Annotated in this window: 19 protein-coding genes; 15 read left to right on the top strand and 4 right to left on the bottom strand. The window is 40.8% G+C overall.

All coding sequences use genetic code 11. The annotated features are described in order from the left end of the window. Positions 1–4 precede the first annotated feature (4 nt). Together QI30_RS06795 and QI30_RS20820 are read left to right on the top strand one after the other, a co-directional pair. Entirely contained in the window at positions 5–541 is a 537-nt protein-coding gene (locus QI30_RS06795; RefSeq protein ID WP_126990178.1) for a GNAT family N-acetyltransferase, read from the top strand. A 1-nt stretch (position 542) separates the two neighbouring features. Then, positions 543–719: a hypothetical protein gene (locus QI30_RS20820; protein WP_186439509.1), complete on the top strand. Its 177-nt coding sequence runs from the start codon at positions 543–545 to the stop codon at positions 717–719. A gap of 39 nt (positions 720–758) precedes the next feature. Here QI30_RS20820 and cdd read toward each other — a convergent pair whose 3' ends face one another. Further along, entirely contained in the window at positions 759–1,196 is a 438-nt protein-coding gene (gene cdd / locus QI30_RS06790; RefSeq protein ID WP_126990313.1) for a cytidine deaminase, read from the bottom strand. A gap of 75 nt (positions 1,197–1,271) precedes the next feature. Here cdd and QI30_RS06785 point away from each other — a divergent pair, with 75 nt between their 5' ends. From QI30_RS06785 to QI30_RS06775, 3 genes are read left to right on the top strand one after another with little or no spacing between them, the layout of a single operon-like run. After that, positions 1,272–1,877, top strand: coding sequence for a Maf family protein (locus QI30_RS06785; protein WP_126990177.1), 606 nt, complete (start codon positions 1,272–1,274; stop codon positions 1,875–1,877). Then, the gene (locus QI30_RS06780; RefSeq protein WP_126990176.1) at positions 1,874–4,009 is read left to right on the top strand and encodes a type IA DNA topoisomerase; all 2,136 of its coding nucleotides are present in this window, start codon (positions 1,874–1,876) and stop codon (positions 4,007–4,009) included. The genes QI30_RS06785 and QI30_RS06780 overlap by 4 nt, the downstream gene beginning before the upstream one ends. A gap of 3 nt (positions 4,010–4,012) precedes the next feature. Further along, on the top strand, positions 4,013–4,612 hold the full coding sequence (locus QI30_RS06775) for an NUDIX hydrolase (RefSeq protein ID WP_126990175.1): 600 nt from the start codon (positions 4,013–4,015) through the stop codon (positions 4,610–4,612). A gap of 139 nt (positions 4,613–4,751) precedes the next feature. On the opposite strand, the gene QI30_RS06770 is transcribed toward QI30_RS06775, so the two are convergent. Next, complete coding sequence (locus QI30_RS06770; RefSeq protein ID WP_126990174.1) at positions 4,752–5,927, bottom strand: PLP-dependent aminotransferase family protein; 1,176 nt, start codon at positions 5,925–5,927, stop codon at positions 4,752–4,754. Positions 5,928–6,119: 192 nt separating this feature from the next. Beyond that, entirely contained in the window at positions 6,120–6,803 is a 684-nt protein-coding gene (yeiL, locus tag QI30_RS06765; RefSeq protein ID WP_126990173.1) for a transcriptional regulator YeiL, read from the bottom strand. A 79-nt stretch (positions 6,804–6,882) separates the two neighbouring features. Between yeiL and QI30_RS06760 the strand changes: the two genes are divergently transcribed. The 8 genes from QI30_RS06760 (at position 6,883) to QI30_RS06725 (ending at position 14,055) form a co-directional block, all read left to right on the top strand. Further along, positions 6,883–8,046, top strand: a complete 1,164-nt coding sequence (locus QI30_RS06760) for an MFS transporter (protein WP_126990172.1) — start codon at positions 6,883–6,885, stop codon at positions 8,044–8,046. Positions 8,047–8,145: 99 nt separating this feature from the next. Next, positions 8,146–8,964, top strand: coding sequence for a YitT family protein (locus QI30_RS06755; RefSeq protein WP_126990171.1), 819 nt, complete (start codon positions 8,146–8,148; stop codon positions 8,962–8,964). A gap of 84 nt (positions 8,965–9,048) precedes the next feature. After that, on the top strand, positions 9,049–9,867 hold the full coding sequence (locus QI30_RS06750) for a hypothetical protein (protein ID WP_126990170.1): 819 nt from the start codon (positions 9,049–9,051) through the stop codon (positions 9,865–9,867). A gap of 94 nt (positions 9,868–9,961) precedes the next feature. Beyond that, positions 9,962–10,237: a hypothetical protein gene (locus tag QI30_RS06745; RefSeq protein WP_126990169.1), complete on the top strand. Its 276-nt coding sequence runs from the start codon at positions 9,962–9,964 to the stop codon at positions 10,235–10,237. A 362-nt stretch (positions 10,238–10,599) separates the two neighbouring features. Then, a complete protein-coding gene (gene proB / locus QI30_RS06740) occupies positions 10,600–11,700 on the top strand; it encodes a glutamate 5-kinase (RefSeq protein ID WP_126990168.1) in 1,101 nt (366 codons plus the stop codon). A gap of 1 nt (position 11,701) precedes the next feature. Further along, complete coding sequence (locus QI30_RS06735; protein WP_126990167.1) at positions 11,702–12,952, top strand: glutamate-5-semialdehyde dehydrogenase; 1,251 nt, start codon at positions 11,702–11,704, stop codon at positions 12,950–12,952. A 65-nt stretch (positions 12,953–13,017) separates the two neighbouring features. Then, the gene (locus tag QI30_RS06730; protein ID WP_126990166.1) at positions 13,018–13,458 is read left to right on the top strand and encodes a CoxG family protein; all 441 of its coding nucleotides are present in this window, start codon (positions 13,018–13,020) and stop codon (positions 13,456–13,458) included. A gap of 72 nt (positions 13,459–13,530) precedes the next feature. Then, positions 13,531–14,055, top strand: a complete 525-nt coding sequence (locus QI30_RS06725) for a tubby C-terminal domain-like protein (RefSeq protein WP_126990165.1) — start codon at positions 13,531–13,533, stop codon at positions 14,053–14,055. A gap of 67 nt (positions 14,056–14,122) precedes the next feature. On the opposite strand, the gene QI30_RS06720 is transcribed toward QI30_RS06725, so the two are convergent. After that, positions 14,123–14,524 (bottom strand): hypothetical protein, encoded by a 402-nt coding sequence (locus tag QI30_RS06720; protein ID WP_126990164.1) that lies wholly within the window; start codon positions 14,522–14,524, stop codon positions 14,123–14,125. A 1,055-nt stretch (positions 14,525–15,579) separates the two neighbouring features. Here QI30_RS06720 and QI30_RS06715 point away from each other — a divergent pair. Further along, positions 15,580–17,478, top strand: coding sequence for an LTA synthase family protein (locus QI30_RS06715; RefSeq protein WP_126990163.1), 1,899 nt, complete (start codon positions 15,580–15,582; stop codon positions 17,476–17,478). 197 nt (positions 17,479–17,675) lie between these two features. Next, the gene (locus tag QI30_RS06710) at positions 17,676–18,731 is read left to right on the top strand and encodes an LCP family protein (protein ID WP_126990162.1); all 1,056 of its coding nucleotides are present in this window, start codon (positions 17,676–17,678) and stop codon (positions 18,729–18,731) included. Positions 18,732–18,828: the final 97 nt, after the last annotated feature.

Genomic DNA, 18,828 nt, shown 5'->3' with positions numbered 1-18,828 from the left:
TAGAATGGAATGGCAATTAGATGCGCACATGACGTTACAACAATTAAGTGATGCGCATGCAGAGGCGATGTTTGCAGCAGTAGATGGACACCGTAGCTACTTACGCGAATGGCTTCCGTGGGTAGATGGCACGAAAACGATTTTAGATACGCGTCAATTTATCGCCTTCACCGAAAAGCAATTTGCGGTATCAGGCATTTTAAATATGGCGATTTTATATAAGGGACAGTTTGCAGGGACCGTTGGCACACATGCGCTCGATCGTGAAAATCGTTCGACATCGATTGGCTACTGGCTTGCGGAAGACTTTCAAGGGCATGGTCTTATGACGCGCAGTGTCGCAAGACTTGTCGACTATTTATTTGATGCCGTAAAGCTTCATCGTGTGGAAATTCGTGCAGCCGTTGAAAATCGTGCAAGTCGTGCCATTCCCGAGCGCCTTGGCTTTACACAGGAGGGTATCGCGCGTGAGTCGGAATGGCTGTATGACCATTTTGTTGACCATGCGGTGTATGCACTATTGGAAGGGGAACGTTCGTAATATGAAGATTCCATGGCAATTTGTATTATTTTTTGCATTAGCGTGGCTCGTTGTCATGCTAATTGTTAGCTATCTCGTCGTTGGGCGTGTCGTGTTTGGTCCAACGATTGTCGGCCTTGTTATTTTTGTCGGTGGTTGGTATTTACTTTTAAAATGGTATGCAAAGAGAAAAAAATAGCATGAAAAAAGGAGGCGCAGTATTGCGGCTCCTTTTTGCTTACATTTCTAATTCCGTAAACGCAAACGGTAATAATTCTTTTAACGCAAGCTCTTTAATATCTCCCGCGCGATTTGTTAAATAAACCGGCATATTCGGTGTGAAAAATTCAGCCATGACTTGGCGGCAAATGCTACATGGTGGTAAGAAATCGTCCGTATCACCGGCAACGGCAATCGCTACAAAATCGCCTTTTTTATACCCCTGTGTTAGCGCCGTGAAAATCGCCGTACGCTCTGCACAGTTTGTGGCACCAAATGACACATTTTCAACATTGACGCCCGTAATGACCGAGCCATCTGTTAAAAGTAACGCAGCTCCTACTGGAAATTTGGAGTATGGGCTATACGAGTTTTTTAAGACGCCGCGCGCCTCGTTCATTAACTGTTCTTTATTCATAAAAAGTACCCCTTTGTTATGTAGTGTATAGATAAACATACTTGATTGCTCTGCCTTTTGTAAAGCAGTAGTGAATGTTAAAATGAAATTACTAGATAGAATGCGAGGGATTTTATGAATTTTCAAACGACAGCATCATTTATTTTAGCATCACAGTCACCGCGCCGTCGTGAGTTATTTGCACAGCTCCATATACCATTTGACGTGCAATCAGCCGATGTTGAGGAGACAAGCGTGGCATTTCAGACAGCACCGCAATATGTGCAAGACGTCGCGTTATTAAAGGCACAGGCCGTCTCGGCTAAACATCCAGATGCCGTTGTCATTGGCTCGGATACGATTGTTGTCTATCATGACCAGCTTTTACATAAACCAAAAACGACAAATGAAGCGGTACAGCATTTGCAAAAACTACGCGGTAAAACACATGAGGTCCTAACGGCAGTTGCGATTGTCACCGCACAGAATACCTATAGTTTTGTCGAAACGACATCAGTGACATTCCGTATGGTTTCGGATGCTTTTATTGAGGCATATGTCGCAACAGGAGATCCATTTGATAAGGCAGGTGGCTACGGCATTCAAACGGATGGCGTCTTTTTTGTCGAAAAAATTGACGGCGATTACTTAACGGTTGTAGGCCTTCCACTTAGTCGCTTAACCGACGAATTACTACAGCATAACCTACTACAACTCGAAACACAGGAGGTGCAGGCATGAGCATTGTCATATTAGCTGAAAAACCATCGCAGGCAAAGGCGTATGCAGAAGCCTTTCCTGTCGCGAAAAAAACAAAACATTTTATTGAGCTTGCGCCAAATGAGGTCTTTCCATCAGGGGCTGTCATTACATGGGGCATCGGCCATTTAGTGGAGCTAAAGGCACCGGCTGAGTATGATAGTGCTTGGAAGCGCTGGAAGCTAGATGTGCTGCCGATGATTCCTTCAAAATATGAATTTAAAGTAGCAAAAGGCAAGTGGGAGCAATTCCAGGAAGTGAAGAAATTACTCAAGGGAGCAGACGTCTTAATTAATGCCTGTGACGTGGACCGCGAAGGCTCGAATATTTTTTATTCGATTTTGCGTCAGGCCGGCGTGCGCAATAAGCCGATTCAGCGTTTATGGATTAATTCACTAGAGGCCGACGAAATTCGTGCGGGTTTTCGTCAACTTCAAGACAATGCGAAGGATTTACGGATGTTTAAAGAGGCTGAAACACGCCAAATTAGCGACTGGCTTGTTGGCATGAATGCGAGTCGTCTCTATACGGTGCTGTTAAAGCAGCAGGGGCTAAATGAGGTCATGTCGATTGGGCGCGTGCAATCGCCAACGGTCTTTATGATTTATGAGCGCCAATGTGAAATTGAAAACTTTAAGCCGAAAAAATTTTATGAGCTAATAGGGAAATTCAATGCGGCACAAGGAGAATACAGTGGCAAAGCGAAGGTGAAAAAGGAGACATATGAAGAAGCACTAGCGATTTTAACGCAGGCAGGTATTGCGGAGAATACGCCATTACCGGGTACGATTCAAAAAGTGACGAAAAAGATGAAGCGCAATTTACCACCAAAGCTGCATTCCCTGTCAACGCTTCAACAAAAGGCCAATCGTCTATGGAAATTTAGTCCGAAAATGGTGCTTGAAACAGTACAGAAATTGTATGAGAAAAAGCTCGTATCGTATCCACGTTCGGATTGTCAGTTCATTACACCAGCAGAGTTTGCGTATTTAAAAGAACAATTACCCGCCTTTCAGGACATTATGAAGGCGAATTTTGAGCCCGCTAGTCTTGCGCCGTCGAAGCGCTATGTCGATGCCTCAAAAGTAGAGGAGCACTATGCCATCATTCCGACGAAAACGGTACCGACTGTAGCGAAGCTCGCGAAATTAAGTGACCCAGAAAAACGATTGTACGTTGAAATTATGCGCACGACACTGGCGATGTTTCACCGAGATTATATGTACGAGGAAACGACGATTGAAACAAATGTACAGGATATTGTCTTTTATTCGGTCGGCAAAGTCGAAAAAGACCGCGGCTTTCAGGAGCTATGGCCACAGAAGAAGGATGACAAGGAGCCACCGAAGCTACCGATTGTCGAGCAGGACGAGGAGGTTGCCGCACTTATTCATGTCCATGAGGGTGAAACGAAGCCACCGAAACCATTTACCGAGGGCCAGCTCATTCAAATGATGAAAACATGCGGGAAGCTTGTCGATGATGAGACAGAGAGCGATATTTTAAAAGAGGTAGAGGGCATTGGGACCGAGGCGACGCGTGCGGGCATTATTGAAACGATAAAACGCCATGAGTATATTCAAGTGACGAAAAACATTGTGTCATTAACGCCAAAGGGTCGCGTATTATGCCAGGTCATTACCGGCTCACTCCTTGCGAGTCCAACGATGACCGCTAAGTGGGAAACGTATTTGCGGAAAATTGGCGAAGGAACGGGGACACAGGAGGCCTTTTTTGCGAGTGTCGAGAAGTTTTTACGTCATTTAATCGACACGACACCAGCTATGGTCGCGAAAACGGATTTATCGGAGGCGAAGGAAGCAGCGACACCGGTGTCATCGACGAAGCCAATCGTTACCTGTCCAGCATGTAAGGAAGGACAACTTATTGAGCATAAATCCTTTTACGGCTGTACGAACTATAAGGGCGGTTGCAAATTTACGGTATCTAAAATTATCGCACAGAAAAAAATTTCACCGAAGCAATTAACCGATTTAGTGACGAACGGTGAAACAGCTGAATTAAAAGGCTTTAAATCGAAAAAAGGCAATCCATTTAACGCGAAACTAATGTTAGAAAATAATAAAGTAACATTCGCCTTTGCGGACAAATAGGAGATGAGCATCATTGAGGAGTTAGCAGTTTTTAATGAGCACGATCAGCGAGTAGGTATCGCCACACGCGACCATATTCATGCGTCTGGTTTATGGCATGAAACGTTTCACTGTTGGTTGATTGAAGAGAGGGAAGGCGAGCGCTTCGTTTATTTGCAGCTGCGAAGCGCCAATAAAAAAGATTATGCACTGCGCTATGATATTACAGCAGCAGGGCATTTACTCGCAACGGAAACGCCAGAAGATGGCATTCGTGAAGTGGCGGAGGAATTAGGAATTGACGTGAAGTTTTCTGAGCTACAGTCCATTGGCACATTACAAAATATCGTGCTAACACCAGCGATTTCAGACCGCGAATGGGCTCGATGTTACGTCTATAAGGTGACGACACCTCAAACGTTCACACTACAGCAAGAGGAGGTAGCGGCTCTTTTAACATGCCGTCTAGCCGATTTTGCGGCATTGATTTACGGAGATGCACCAACTATATCATTGTGTGATGTTCAAAGCGGGGAAATCAAGACCGTAACACGTGCCCAGCTCGTACCACATCCGCAAAGTTATTATGAGGCAATTGTTGAGGCACTCATAAAAACACTATAAAAAAGACTAGACGAAACACGTCATTTTCCTTTTTTAGCGTTCACAACGAAAAACCGGAACCGTGCTATAGCACGATTCCGGTTTTTCTTATGCTCATAAGAGAGGTTATTTTTAAACGTATGTCAAAGCCTCTTTTTCGTTAATATTTTTTGAAAAGTTCTGCTAAACGTTTGATGCCCTCATCAATGACTTCTGGTGTCGAGGCCGTATAATTTAGGCGCAGGGTTGGCACATGTTGTGAACCTGTGTAGAAGGGGTCACCCGGTACGAAGGCAATATCCGCTTCCATTGCTTTTGAAAACATATCAAGTGCAGATTTATTATCCGGTAATGTCGCCCAAATAAACATCCCACCCTCAGGTTTTGTCCATGTCACACCTTCTGGCATGTATTTTTCAAGTGCGTCAAGCATCGCGTTTGCTTGTTTACCGTATAAATCAATGATTTTCTCAACATGCTCTTTATATTCATTATGTGTTAAATAATCATGCAGCACATATTGCGAGAAAATATTAGTGTGTAAATCAGCCGCTTGCTTCGCTGTTTCGACATGTGTCATTAATTCTTTGTTTTTTGAAATGATAAAGCCGATACGCATACCCGGTGCGACTGTTTTTGAGAATGAGCCTAAAATAACGCTATTTGGAAGGCGTCCACCACCAATATATGGCAGTGCTGTGCCTTCAAAGCGTAGCTCGCCGTATGGATCATCTTCGATTAATACGATATCTGGGTAATCTTTTAGAATGTCATACACTGCGTCACGTTTTTCTTGTGTATACGTTAAACCGGTTGGATTTTGGAAATTTGGTACAGTGTAAATGAATTTTGCATTTGGTTTTTCAAGCGCTTCTTTTAATTCATCAAGGTTTAAACCATCCTGCTCGAGTGTCACAGGGTAGAAAGTTGGCTGCGCAAGCATAAAGGCTTGAATCGCACCGAGATAGCCTGGCTCTTCGATAATAATGCCATCGCCCTCATTCACTAAAACTTGACCAAGTAATGTCAGTGCTTGCTGTGAGCCGGTTGTAATAATAATATCATCCGCTGTAATGCCTAAGTCGAAGTTATGATTGTACTTGTCTGCAATGTATTGACGAAGTGGTGCATAGCCTGTTGTTGTTGAGTATTGGAAAAGCTTACTACCGTCTTCATCGATGGCGCGGTTGACAGATTCACGTAGTTTTTCAACCGGGAATGAGATTGGATTTGGTAGTCCACCCGCAAAAGAGATTACATTTGGTGAATCTGTTACTTTTAAAATATTACGAATAAATGATGAAGGAGTGTCTAAGATTCGTTGAGAAAATTCCATATGCCTAACTTCCTTTACTTAAATAATTTTTTATAATTTTCTAAATTGTATCACTAAACAAATAGTGAACACAATATATCACCGACATCTATTTTCAGACAATTTTTAAAATTAAATGAATTAAATGGGTGAGTGCCGAAAATATTATCACAAAATAGCAAAAAAGCGCATAGGAAATATTCTGCGGGTGAATCAGTCATAAATCGCCGTAGCGAATATAGATGTCGCCATTTCTTCTAGAATCGATTTCTCACGTAATATATAGCATCTTCCGTCTTTTTGGAGAAGACCGCGCTCTACAAACTGTGCTAAAACATGCAATAAATGACGATATGAAACGCCTAAAAATTCTGCGGCTTCGGTATGTTTTTCTTTATAAATGCCATTATTTTCAGACATCAAAATAAATTCAGCCAAACGATTTTCAAGCGGATAGGCTAAACTTTGCGACATTTTGGCGGAGTTATGCATGATTTTTTTACTCATATACAACGCTAAATGACGTAAAAAGGTGACATCATTTAATAAAAGCTCGCGCACATGCACGGTCGGGAATGCGAGGCAGCGTGTTTTTTGAGATGCTTGAATGCCCTTTGAATAATACCGTGCCTCAAGCAGCTCCATATCACCGATAAAAGAATGCGTGCCGAGGAAATGCAGCAGCGCGACTTTGCCGTTTGATTGGGTAAAATAAACCTTCACTTTACCGGATAAAATATAATACAAATACGCTGGCTCATCGCCCTCGACATTAATAAATTCACCGGCTTCAAAGTCATGAATCTCTGCAAATTGTTCAATGCCCTTTGGGAAAATCGCTTGCAGTGTGTCCTCTTCAATGAAGTGTTGTCTCGTTTCAGTCATTATTTTTTTCATCAAATGCCTCCAAAATATGAGATATCTCCTATTATACTAAAAAGTTTTCATGATACGATGCGAAAAAGGAGTGAGTGACATGAACGTACAACGCTGGATGTCCGTCCGTTTTTTCTTATTTTTTATGGGCTGGGGCATCTTTTTACCGTATTGGACGGGCTATTTAGTTGATGGCAAAAACCTCTCGATTGAGCAGGCAAGCGTCATTATGAGCATCGGCTTACTTATGCGCGGGTTATCGACGATTACGCTTTATCCCATGATGAAAAAAACCGCGAGTGATTTACGTGTCTTACAGTGGGTCAGTGCGGCGGCCTTTTTGCTTGCTTGTAGCTATATCCCAGCACAGGGCTATATGCCACTGCTTATAATTACCGCTTTATTTAATTTCTTTTTCCCAATGCTGATGCCCGCGCTTGATGCGACGGCCGGTTCACTTACGCAACATAGTCAGCTACGCTATGCGAAGGCGCGCTCATTTGGCTCAATCGGCTTTATTTGTATGGTACTCATTATTAGTATGCTATCAGGTGCATTTGGGGACCAATTATTCCTCGGTGGCATGATTGTCATTTTGGCAATTTTTACTGCGCTGACATGGACGAAGGCGCCGGATAGTGTACGATTAGCACCCGCAGCGACCACAGAACGCCCATCCTTTAAAAAATTATTTCAAGTGCGCCATTTCCCGCTTATTTTACTGCTGGCGATTTTACTACAAGGTGCACATGCTGCCTATTACAACTATGGCTATTTATATTTACAGGAGCTTGGCGTGTCGAAGTATTACATCGGTATGATTATTAATGTGTCGGTGTTATTTGAAATTATGCTGTTCACATACGCCGATCGATTGTTTAAAAAATGGACGCCTGGCATGATGTTTGCGCTTGCGGCGGCAGGTTCAACTGCGCGCTGGTGCATCATTTATTTCTTCCCAAATGTCGAGCTGTTTATCGTTAGTCAGCTGTTCCATAGTTTATCGTTTGCGCTTGCACATTATGCGTTTATGCGCTTTATTACCGCGAATGTACCAACGAATTATTTACCGAGTGCACAAGGACTGTATGCGACATTTGCACAAAGTTTTGCGACCGCGCTCATGACCTTTTTTTCGACGTACTTGTACACAATGTCGATGCAGGCGGCTTTCCTCGGCATGATTGTCTTTACAATTCCCGCATTTTTCATCGCTTTTTACATTGGTAGAAAACAGTTGTCCAGTACAGAAAAACACGCATAGAACAGCTATTTTCAGAAAAAACTTTTAACAGTTATTTCGCGATATTTTGCACTATAATTACGTTGATTAAAGCATTTGAACGTAAAAGGGGATAGAGAAATGCATCATGTACGCGACATTAGCATGATTTTAATTGGCTCGATTATTATTGCACTTGCTTACAATTTTTTATTAATTCCACACGAAATTTTAAGTAGTGGTTTAAGCGGGATTGCGATGATGCTCGGGATTATTACACCATTTGATACCGGAGTACTTAACTTTTTATTAAATTTACCATTATTGATTTTAGGCGTTTGGAAATTAGGTAAGAAATTTATTACGTATACGATTTTATCGGTTGTGACCATTTCAGTGAGTTTATCGGTTATTCCAATTGTCGGCTTTACCGAGGACCCCATTTTAGCGGGTATTTTCGGCGGGGTGATTGCGGGGCTTGGGATTGCGATTGTCTTTAAGGCATCGGGGTCATCAGGTGGCTTTGATATTATTGCGATGCTCCTTAGCAAGCGTAGTAATTTCCCACTTGGAACGATTATTTCTGGTTTAAATGCAGTTGTTGTCATTGCATCTGGCTTTGTATTTGGTTGGGATGCGGCATTAAATACGCTTGTCAGCATTTATGCGACAGGTAAGGTAATCGACTTAATTCACACGAATCATATTAAGCTAACGGTGACGATTATTACCGCCAAAGGGGAAGAAACAAAAGATGCACTGCTTTCAGGACTGTATCGTGGTATTACGATGACAGAAGGTAAGGGTGGTTACACGGGCGAAAAACGTGACATTTTAATGACGGTTATTACACGTTATCAATTAAATGAAGTGAAAGAAATTGTCAAACAAGTCGATCCACAAGCATTTATGAACATTACACAAACGGTTGAAGTGGCAGGTAATTTTGACCGAGGCTAATACGAGGGAATCGTGCAGTTGCACGGTTCCTTTTTTAGATATTTGGTATACTAAACATACTTAAAGCGTAAGGAGTTTTTTTAGATGAATGAATTCAAACAATTTTTAGTCGACAGTGTCGCACAGGATTATAGTCAAGCGTTCGACAGCTTATCAAGCGAGGAAAAACAGCAAGTGACGATGAAGCTCGCGGAAATTTATACCATACTAAATGAGCCACAAAAGGCGCAGCGTATGGCTGCAGTCATTCCGACAGCCGAGGCACGTCAAATCGAGGCACAAGCTCTTTTTGCGCAACAAAAAAAGGACGCGGCGATTACGCGTTATTTGGAGTCTTTTCAAATGGAGCCGACAGCCGCAGCCTATTTACAACTCGCAGCATTGTATGAACAAGCCGGTCAACGAGAAGATAGTGCCTACTATACGATGATGGCACATAAATTAAATGCCTACAAATCACTCGCGGCATTACACGACATGGCAGTGCAAGAAGCGGTTTTTGAGCAGGCTCGTCAAATGATTGACCATCCAGGAAGCTTTGATGGCTGGCTTGAATCCGTCATGCGTTTAAATGATGACGAATTAGCGCAGTCTGACAATGTGCTACTGATTGAAGAACCAAAGCGCACGACAGTAAAGCCGAAAATTGTAGTAGCAGCAGCGACAGAGCCTGTCATCGCACAAAAAGAGGAACGACCACTAGTAGAGACGCCACTGCTCGCACCAGAACAAGCGATTCAGCCACCAGTGATGCCACCACAGCAACAGGCATCACCTTATGTCGACCCACATGCATTTATTGCTGCACAGCAAGCACAGTTAGAAGAGACGAAAGAAACAACGGATAATGATGATTTAAATGACTTTGAAAGCATGTATTTTGGTGAGATGTACGAGGACTAGGTAGTAAGGTATGTGAATTTTCATTCGTTAAAATCAACTAGAAGTATCATTCAACCGCCGGTAATAAAGGGAATAAACCATATAGGAAGCGCTAATGAAGATGTTCGATATGATTTTATGGCCCATTTTTATCGGCATGCTTGTCGGATTTATCGCATTAAAACTGACGATGCGCTTTCGAGCGAAACGGAAATCCTTTGCGGTAGTAAGTGGACCAAGCATTGTACTCATGGTGCTTGGGGGTGTATGCGCCGTATATGGTGCATTGAACTACAGCTATGTCGGAAAATCACTATTATTTTTAGGCATGGCCCTTGTGGCATTTGGCTGTATGGCATTTGCGACATCACGTCCAGTTAAGCCTCATTAAAAAATCGAGCAATCACACTATTTGCGGATTGCTCGATTTTTTGCGAATTCGTGTCAAATTAACAGAATATATTGACAGAACAGACTTTGTAGTGCATGATAGACAACAAATATAAGCGTAAGAAAGATTAGTACATGCAGCATGCACGGGTAGAGAACGCTCTCCATCGGCTGAAAGGGAGCGACGCAGCACTACATCGAACCTACTTTCTAGCTCCTATGCAAACATAGGCGCAGCCTCAAGCGTTATGAGAAGAGCGGAATATAGTCATGTACTATATTCAATTAAGGTGGTACCGCGAACAAGCCCATTTCGTCCTTAAACTATAGGATGAAATGGGCTATTTTAATGGAGTGAATCGCATGGAACAGAAACGAATTGTCGTAAAAATTGGGAGTAGTAGTTTAACAAATGCAAAAGGAGAGATTGATGACGCCAAAGTGCAAGACCATCTAGCAGCCATTGCACAATTAAAGCAAAATGGTCATGAGGTGATTCTTGTGTCATCTGGAGCTGTGGCGTGTGGCTTTAAAAAATTAGGCTATCCGTCGCGCCCGGTGACATTAAAAGGTAAGCAGGCAGCAGCTGCCGTTGGGCAAGGCTTACTCGTACAAAAGTATACAGAAGTATTAGCCAACTATAACATCACGCCGGCGCAAGTTTTATTAACACGCACCGATTTTTCAAAGAAAGATCGCTATCAAAATGCCTATGAAACATTCGAGGAATTACTTGAACGCGGTATTATTCCAATTATTAATGAAAATGATACCGTATCGGTACAGGAATTAACATTTGGTGATAATGATATGCTATCTGCCCTTGTAAGTGGCTTAGTTCATGCCGATCAGCTCATTATTTTAACCGATATTAATGGCTTGTATTCAGACAATCCAAAGAAAAATCCGGATGCTATCCATTTTAAGCATTTGACGAAAATTACCGATGAACTGCTTGGTTTTGCGACATCGGAAGGTTCGAAGGTAGGTACAGGTGGCATGCAGTCGAAGCTACAAGCCGCAAAAACCGCGTATGACCTAGGAGTTAGCGTGTTTATTGGTCGAGGTGAAGGGAAAAATAAATTAATCGATGTGTTAGCAGGTCACGGCGATGGTACGTATATCGAAAAAGAACATGCTATCGTTGTACCAAGTAAAAAACAATGGATTTCTTTATTTTCCGATGCAGCAGGTCGTATTTACATTGATGAGGGTGCTGCAGAAGCACTGCTTTATAAGGGGAAAAGTTTATTACCTGCAGGTGTTTACATCGTACAAGGGGCATTTGAAGCGGGAGAAGTCGTTGAGGTATACCGCGAACGTCAATTAATTGGACGCGGCGAAGTACTGTACGACGCACAAACATTAAAAGAAGCGATGGGTAAACGCACAGATGAAATCGACGGCGCACTCGATGTCGTCATTCACCGTGATCGTTTCGTACAAACAGAGAGGGTGGATTAAAATGTCAGAAGTACATGACAAAGGGTTATTAGCAAAGCAAGCAAGTTACTTAATGAATGAGCGTACAACCGATGAAAAAAATGAGGCATTACGCTTAATTGCACAGCAGCTCGTTGAGGATGCTGTCTATATCGTTGATGAAAATAATAAAGATTTAGAGGTAGGCCAAGAAGTTGGTTTATCACAATCGGTGATGGACCGTATTTTATTAACAGAGGAGCGCATTGGCGACATGCATGATGCCATTATGCAACTGATTGATTTACCAGACCCAGTCGGTGAAGTATTGGAAACGATTGATAAAGAAAACGGTCTGCATATTGAAAAGCGTCGCGTGCCACTTGGCGTCATTGCGATGATTTATGAGGCACGTCCAAATGTTACAGTTGACGCCGCGACACTGGCGATTAAAACAGGAAATGCCGTTATTTTACGAGGCTCTTCATCAGCAAAGTTTTCAAATATTGCCATTATGAATACCATTCATAAAGCACTTGAAAAATCAACGCTGCCAATCGATGCCGTACAACTCATTGAGGACACGAGCCGTGAGACAGCGAGCGATTTATTTAACTTAACAGAATACTTAGATGTCCTGATTCCACGCGGCGGTAAAGCCTTTATTGATATGGTCATCCGCGAGGCAAGTGTGCCGGTCCTTGAAACGGGTGCGGGCAACTGTCATATTTTCATCGACGAGGATGCCGATGTTGCGATGACCTTTAATATTGTGAAAAATGCGAAGCTACAGCGCCCATCTGTTTGTAATGCGGCGGAAAGCTTATTAGTAGAGCGTACATGGTTTGATGCACATGGGCAAGAGCTTGTCGATATGCTATTAGGCGAAAACATTATCGTGCATGGTGATGAAGCGGTATATGAGTTAAATCCAGAAAATATTAAGCTTGCGACAGAAGATGACTGGAGCACGGAATATTTAAATGAGGAACTTTCTGTTAAAGTAGTGGGAACTCTTGACGAAGCCATTCGTCATATTAATGCGTATGGCACAAAGCACTCAGAGGCCATTATTACACCACATCCAGAACGTGCACGCCGTTTCCAGCAAGGCGTCGATGCTGCAGCGGTGTATCATAATGCATCAACGCGCTTTACCGATGGCTTTGAATTTGGCTACGGTGCGGAAATCGGTATTAGTACACAAAAGTTACATGCACGCGGACCAATGGGCTTACCAGCATTAACGTCCACAAAAGTGTATATCGAAGGCACCGGCCAGGTTCGAGGCTAATCATCGCCAATCAAACGTTTTCTTGATATAATAAAAGAACAATAGACAGAAAGTAGTGATGTGACGTGGCAGAAACAACGTATAAAACAAATATCGCAGTAGAACAACAAAAAGTATGGTCTTTCGTATCTGATATCGAAAAATGGGCAAAATTAGTACCAGGATATCGTCAGCACGAAATGTTAAATGATAAAGAATCTACTTGGACATTCGGTGGTACAGTAGCGGGTATTACGAAAAAAGTAGATGCAAAAATCACGATTACAGAATGGCAAGAGCCATCAAAAATTGGCTTTTCATTAGAAGGCCTAAGCGATAAATTTACGGGTGCTGGTTACTTCCAAGCGAGTGAAGTAAGCCCAACTGATACAGAAATGGTTATGCATCTTGAAGTGAAAGCGGGCGGTGTTGCAGGTGTTGCACTAAACCCAATCTTTAAATTAGCATTGCCAATGGCTGCAGAAAAATTAGCAAACCGTGTTGTGAATAAAATTACAAAAGCATAATTGATAAAAAAGAGCCTTTTCCATTGTCGGAAAGGGCTCCTTTTTTGTATAGTAAATTGTAGGAGGAAGGCAATGAAACAATACTTTTATACACACCCGAATACAATTGTAGAAACACCTGAAATTTTTGTGAAAAATGAGGCTACACAAAATGTTGGTACGGTTCAACGAATGTATGGCAATGGCGTGAGCCGCTTTTTTGATCGCATGATGGATTACAAATATTTCGTAAAATACGAGGCACATATTCAAGACTATGACCGCGCAATGTGCCGTAAAATTTCACGCAAAGGTCGCGTCTTTTATCGTGCGGAAATCGAAGGCGAAAAACCTTTTGAAATCGGCTATATTGGCTGGCGTGATTTAATTCCAGATTTACAAATTACAAATGGCGACACGACAATGATTTTGCATAAGGAGCACGAGGGCTGGTCTAATTTTGAGTGGCAGGATACTGACTATGCCCGCTGGCAAGCAATATTTAATGAAGAAACGAATCATTTTGATATAGAGTTGCAAATTGAAACGATTGCACCGATTCAAAATCCAGCCTTTTATATAGCGATTGCTCAAACAACCTTATTTATTGGTGGCTAGTTGACCAAAGTAAAAACCGTTCAAGATTTTGACTCTTGAACGGTTTTTTTATTATTATAAGGATTTTTTAAAATAATACGGGTTTATCATTTGAGATGATTTTAAAGTGAATGCCAGGAACTTCCGTAGCAATTTTTTCTTTTAAAACATCTAAATTTATAAGTTCTTCATTCGTAATTAATGCCGCGATATGTTCAAGTAAATGATCAAATGCTTTTGTGAATAAATCACGCATATTATCAAAATCTAAGCTACGAAAGCTACCATTAATATCAAATGCTTCAATTGAATTTAATTGCTTTGATGCGCCAGCGAAGCGATCATCATAGACCGTATAATTTTCATCAGTCACCGCGATAATAAATAATTCCTCACCTGTAATCGTTTGAAGTTGTAAATTATTTTTATGCTTTTTCACGTCATCAATAATATGTATGCCGTCTGTATGTTTCATTTTAAATAAATGCATCCAATTCCTCCTTTAATCATTCTGCATTTTATATCGGTTAAAGAGAATGGAATTTTTACCTATTTAAATCAATATATTATGATGAGCGATTATCGTTATGAGCAAAGCCTATTTTTTAGCCTGGCTAAGTAAAAATTGCTCATTACCTCATGGAGCGTGTTTTGGATACGACATATTTTTCGATAAGTGACAGCCACGGGGCTAATGAATTAGTAATATGCTATGAATTTGCTTAAAATCATCGAGATGATAAAAAAATAGTATGCTAGCGCCTATTTTTTTGCGCATTGACAAGTTGTTTTTTAACAAAAGTTTGCTGGAAAAGGATAAAATCGGGCTATTTTTGTCCCGAAATGGCTTGTTTTAGGTTCGGAAAAGCCGTTATTATCGCCAACTTCATGCCTGTGAATAAATGACACACTTTTTATGCCACTAGGTCTTTTTTTAGGGGATTATTGTGTTGAAAACACCCCTTAAAGCATCCCTAAAGGCTCTTTTTTAGCCTTTTTTGTGATGTTAAGCCCCTGTTTACGGTCATGTTTTTTTAATAAATGACATGCTTTTACTACGTTTCCTGCTTATTGATAAATAATAGCATAATCATTTGCGCATCTGACACATATTTTTAAGTAAGTCGTAGTCAAAAGACGCTCCTTAGGGAAATGCGTGATTTCATCTAAATTAGTTGCGCTTGGCTAGGTGAAAATCATTGCTAACGAAAAAATTAAAACAAAACATTTGTCCAGATGTTTCGTGCGATGCGTAGTATGCTGCTACGAAATTTTTCGGCGGTGTTACTCGCTTGTTAAAAACAATAATCAATGACCGAACTTAATAAAAATAATGACGTCTTAATTAGAAGGAAGAGGCATCGAGAAAATGGCAAATAGACGTGCGTCATCGCAAAAGTGTATAGGTGCAAGCTGTCTTTAAATTGACACAGCTTGTAAAGGATTTGTTAAAAAAATGTGATGTTAAAAGCGCGAGTAATCGTTTTTTCTGATAAGATAGAAGGGGAAAACTTTTGAAATTGAAGAAAGCAGGAATTCAAACACATGAAACATACTAAATGGCCGCGGCATACATTGTTACTCATTGCAGTGCTTGCGACTTGGTTACAAACGTATTATACGTATCGTACGGCCTTTGATTTAGACATTGAAAATGGCATGCAGGCGTTTATTTTATTCATTAACCCACTTGCCGCGCTTCTTTGTGTGTATGGTATTTCACTATTTTTTAAAAGCGCAAAAGGTCGAAATGCGTATATCATTACCGTAAAAGTTATTTTATCGGTTGTTTTATACGGTAATGTCGTATTTTATCGTTTTTACAATGATTTTATTACGCTGCCTGTGTTGTTCCAAACGAATAATTTTGGTGATTTAGGTAGCTCGGTTGCAGGACTTGTTGGGTGGGCAGATGTTTTTTATTTTGTCGATTTAGTGCTCATTATTTTAGCTGTATTATTTTTACCAGCAGCAAAAGAATTTAACCGTATGGCAAGCAACCGTCGCAACACGTATTTTGCGCTTAGCTTTGCCTTATTATTTTTAAATTTAGGCTTAGCTGAAAAAGAACGACCTCAGTTACTAACACGTAGCTTTGACCGTGAATTATTAGTGAAAAACATTGGAACATATAATTATCATTTATATGATATTTACGTGCAATCAAAAACACACGCACAAAAAGCATTTGCCGATGGTGGCGAGTTGACGACAATTGTTAACGATGCTAAATCAAATGAGGTAAAGCCGGATAAGGATTTCTATGGTATTGCCAAAGGAAAAAACGTCATCTTTATTTCACTAGAGTCTACACAAAATTTTGTTATTAATGAAAAAATGAATGGTCAAACAATTACACCATTTTTGAATAAGTTAATTAAAAGCGATGACACCTTGTATTTTGATAACTTCTATCATCAAACAGGGCTAGGTAAAACATCCGATAGTGAATTTGTGATGGAAAATTCATTGTATGGCATTGGCGGGGGGGCAGTATTCTTTACGAATGCGGGCAACTCACTAAATTCAATGTCTGAAAAGCTAGGCGATAATGGCTATGCGACAAGTGTACTGCATGCTAATAATAAATCGTTTTGGAATCGTGATTTAATGTATCATGCAATGAATATCGACACGTTTTATGATATTGAGTCATATGATGTCAATGAAAAGAATTCGGTCAACTGGGGCTTGAAAGATATTCCATTTATGAAACAGTCAGTAGAGATTATGAAAGACATGAAACAACCATTTGCGACACGTATGCTGACGCTCACAAATCACTTCCCGTTTACATCGGATAAGAAGGATCAATATATTGATGCTTATGATTCAGGCGATAAAACAGTGGACCGTTATTTCCAAACAGTCCGTTATACAGATGAAGCGGTGAAAGTATTATTTAAAAAGCTGAAAAATGCCGGGCTGTATGACAATACAGTTGTTGTGATGTACGGTGACCACTATGGTATTTCTGAAAATCATAATAAAGCGATGGCGAAATTTTTAAATAAAGAAGAAATTACACCGTATGATACGGTCATGCTACAAGAAGTACCATTTATTATTCATGTGCCAAATACTGACATTAAAGCAAAAGCTGATAAAAAAGTGCATGAAGTAGGTGGGCAAGTAGATATTCGTCCAACAGTATTGCATTTATTAGGTGTAGATACGTCAAACGACATTCAAATCGGAACGGATTTATTAGCGAAGAAGCATGATGATTTAATTGCGTTCCGTGATGGCCGTTTCGTCACGAATGATGTCGTGTATACACAGGAATTGTTCTATGACCGTAAAACAGGCGAGCCATTAGGGGAAACGGCAGAAAATCGTGAGCTTATTGAGCGCGCAAATGCCAAAACAACGTTATCGGATAAAATCATTAACGGAGATTTATTCCGCTTTTATGATGAAAAAACAGGTACGGTGAAACAATAATGAACTCAAAAACCGCGTATTTTCGCGGTTTTTTTGTGTTTTCACATCTATTCACATAGATTTATTGTACAGTAAATACCAATTCCGATAAAATAAGAGATACAATATGTAGACGAATGGAAACTTTTATCGAATAGCCGGCGTCATAACGCTAGAATAGGTGGACGGACTAACTACATCCAGAAGGAGAAGACTGCATGGAAGAAAAACAACCTGAGAAACAACCGAAGAAAAAACGCCGCGTGCTACGATGGCTTATTTTTACACTTGTAGGTATATTTATTTTCGCTGCCTTTACAGTAGGAGGCTATGCCTATTATTTATATGAAAAGGGTGAAAAGGCTGTCGCTGAGTCATACGATGCGGGCCGCGATGTGAAATCTTCGTTGCGTGAAGAGGAAGTAGAGCCGCTAGAGGATAATTTGTCGATTTTAATTGTTGGGATTGATGATAGCACAGAGCGTGCACAAGGCTCGAATCATGCGCGTTCAGATGCTTTAATGCTTGCAACATTAAATAATGCGGATAAAACAATTGATTTAGTGAGTATTCCACGTGATTCGTATACCTTTATCCCAAGCGTTAATTATGCGACAAAAATCAATCATGCCCATGCATTTGGTGGCATTGATAGCACGATTGAAACCGTGCAAAATCTATTAAATGTGCCAGTTGATTATTATGTGGAAGTAAACTTTAATGCCTTTATTGATGTCGTTAATGCACTAGATGGTATTGAAGTGGATGTACCGTATGATTTACATGAGCTAGACGAAAATGACAAACGTACGGTGAACTTGAAAAAAGGTACACAAGTCGTTGATGGTCGTGAAGCCTTAGCACTTGCGCGTACGCGTCACCAAGATAGTGATATTGAACGTGGTAAGCGGCAGCAAATGATTTTAGAGGCGATTACCGATAAAGCGATGTCAACATCATCATTAACGAAATATAGTAGTTTAATTACAGCGCTAGGCGATAATATGACGACAAACATGTCCTTTGATACGATGAAGTCTCTATTTGTGTATATGCAATCTGGCTCGCCGTCCATTAAAAGTTTATCTCTAGAAGGTGATGATGACATGTCTACAGGGGTGTATTATTATAAATTACGCCAAGATAATGTTTTAAGTGTTCGTCAAACATTACAAAAGCAATTAGCATTACCAGAAGATAAAGAAATTACATTAGAGAATAGCTATTTAGTTGATCATGTAACGAAAAAAGATAGCGCTAGTAGTAATAAATAACGGTCGTTCCGAGGATAGAGCCTGTGCTTCTATCCTCTTTTTTAAATGAACAATGTCAGAAGTAGCATTCAAAAGCGGTCTTTGATATGCTCTATAG

Source organism: Candidatus Kurthia intestinigallinarum, assembly GCF_003991225.1.
GTDB lineage: Bacteria > Bacillota > Bacilli > Bacillales_A > Planococcaceae > Kurthia > Kurthia populi.
The sequence above is the reverse complement of the archived record's forward strand: the minus strand, read 5'-3'. Positions and strand labels throughout refer to the sequence as shown.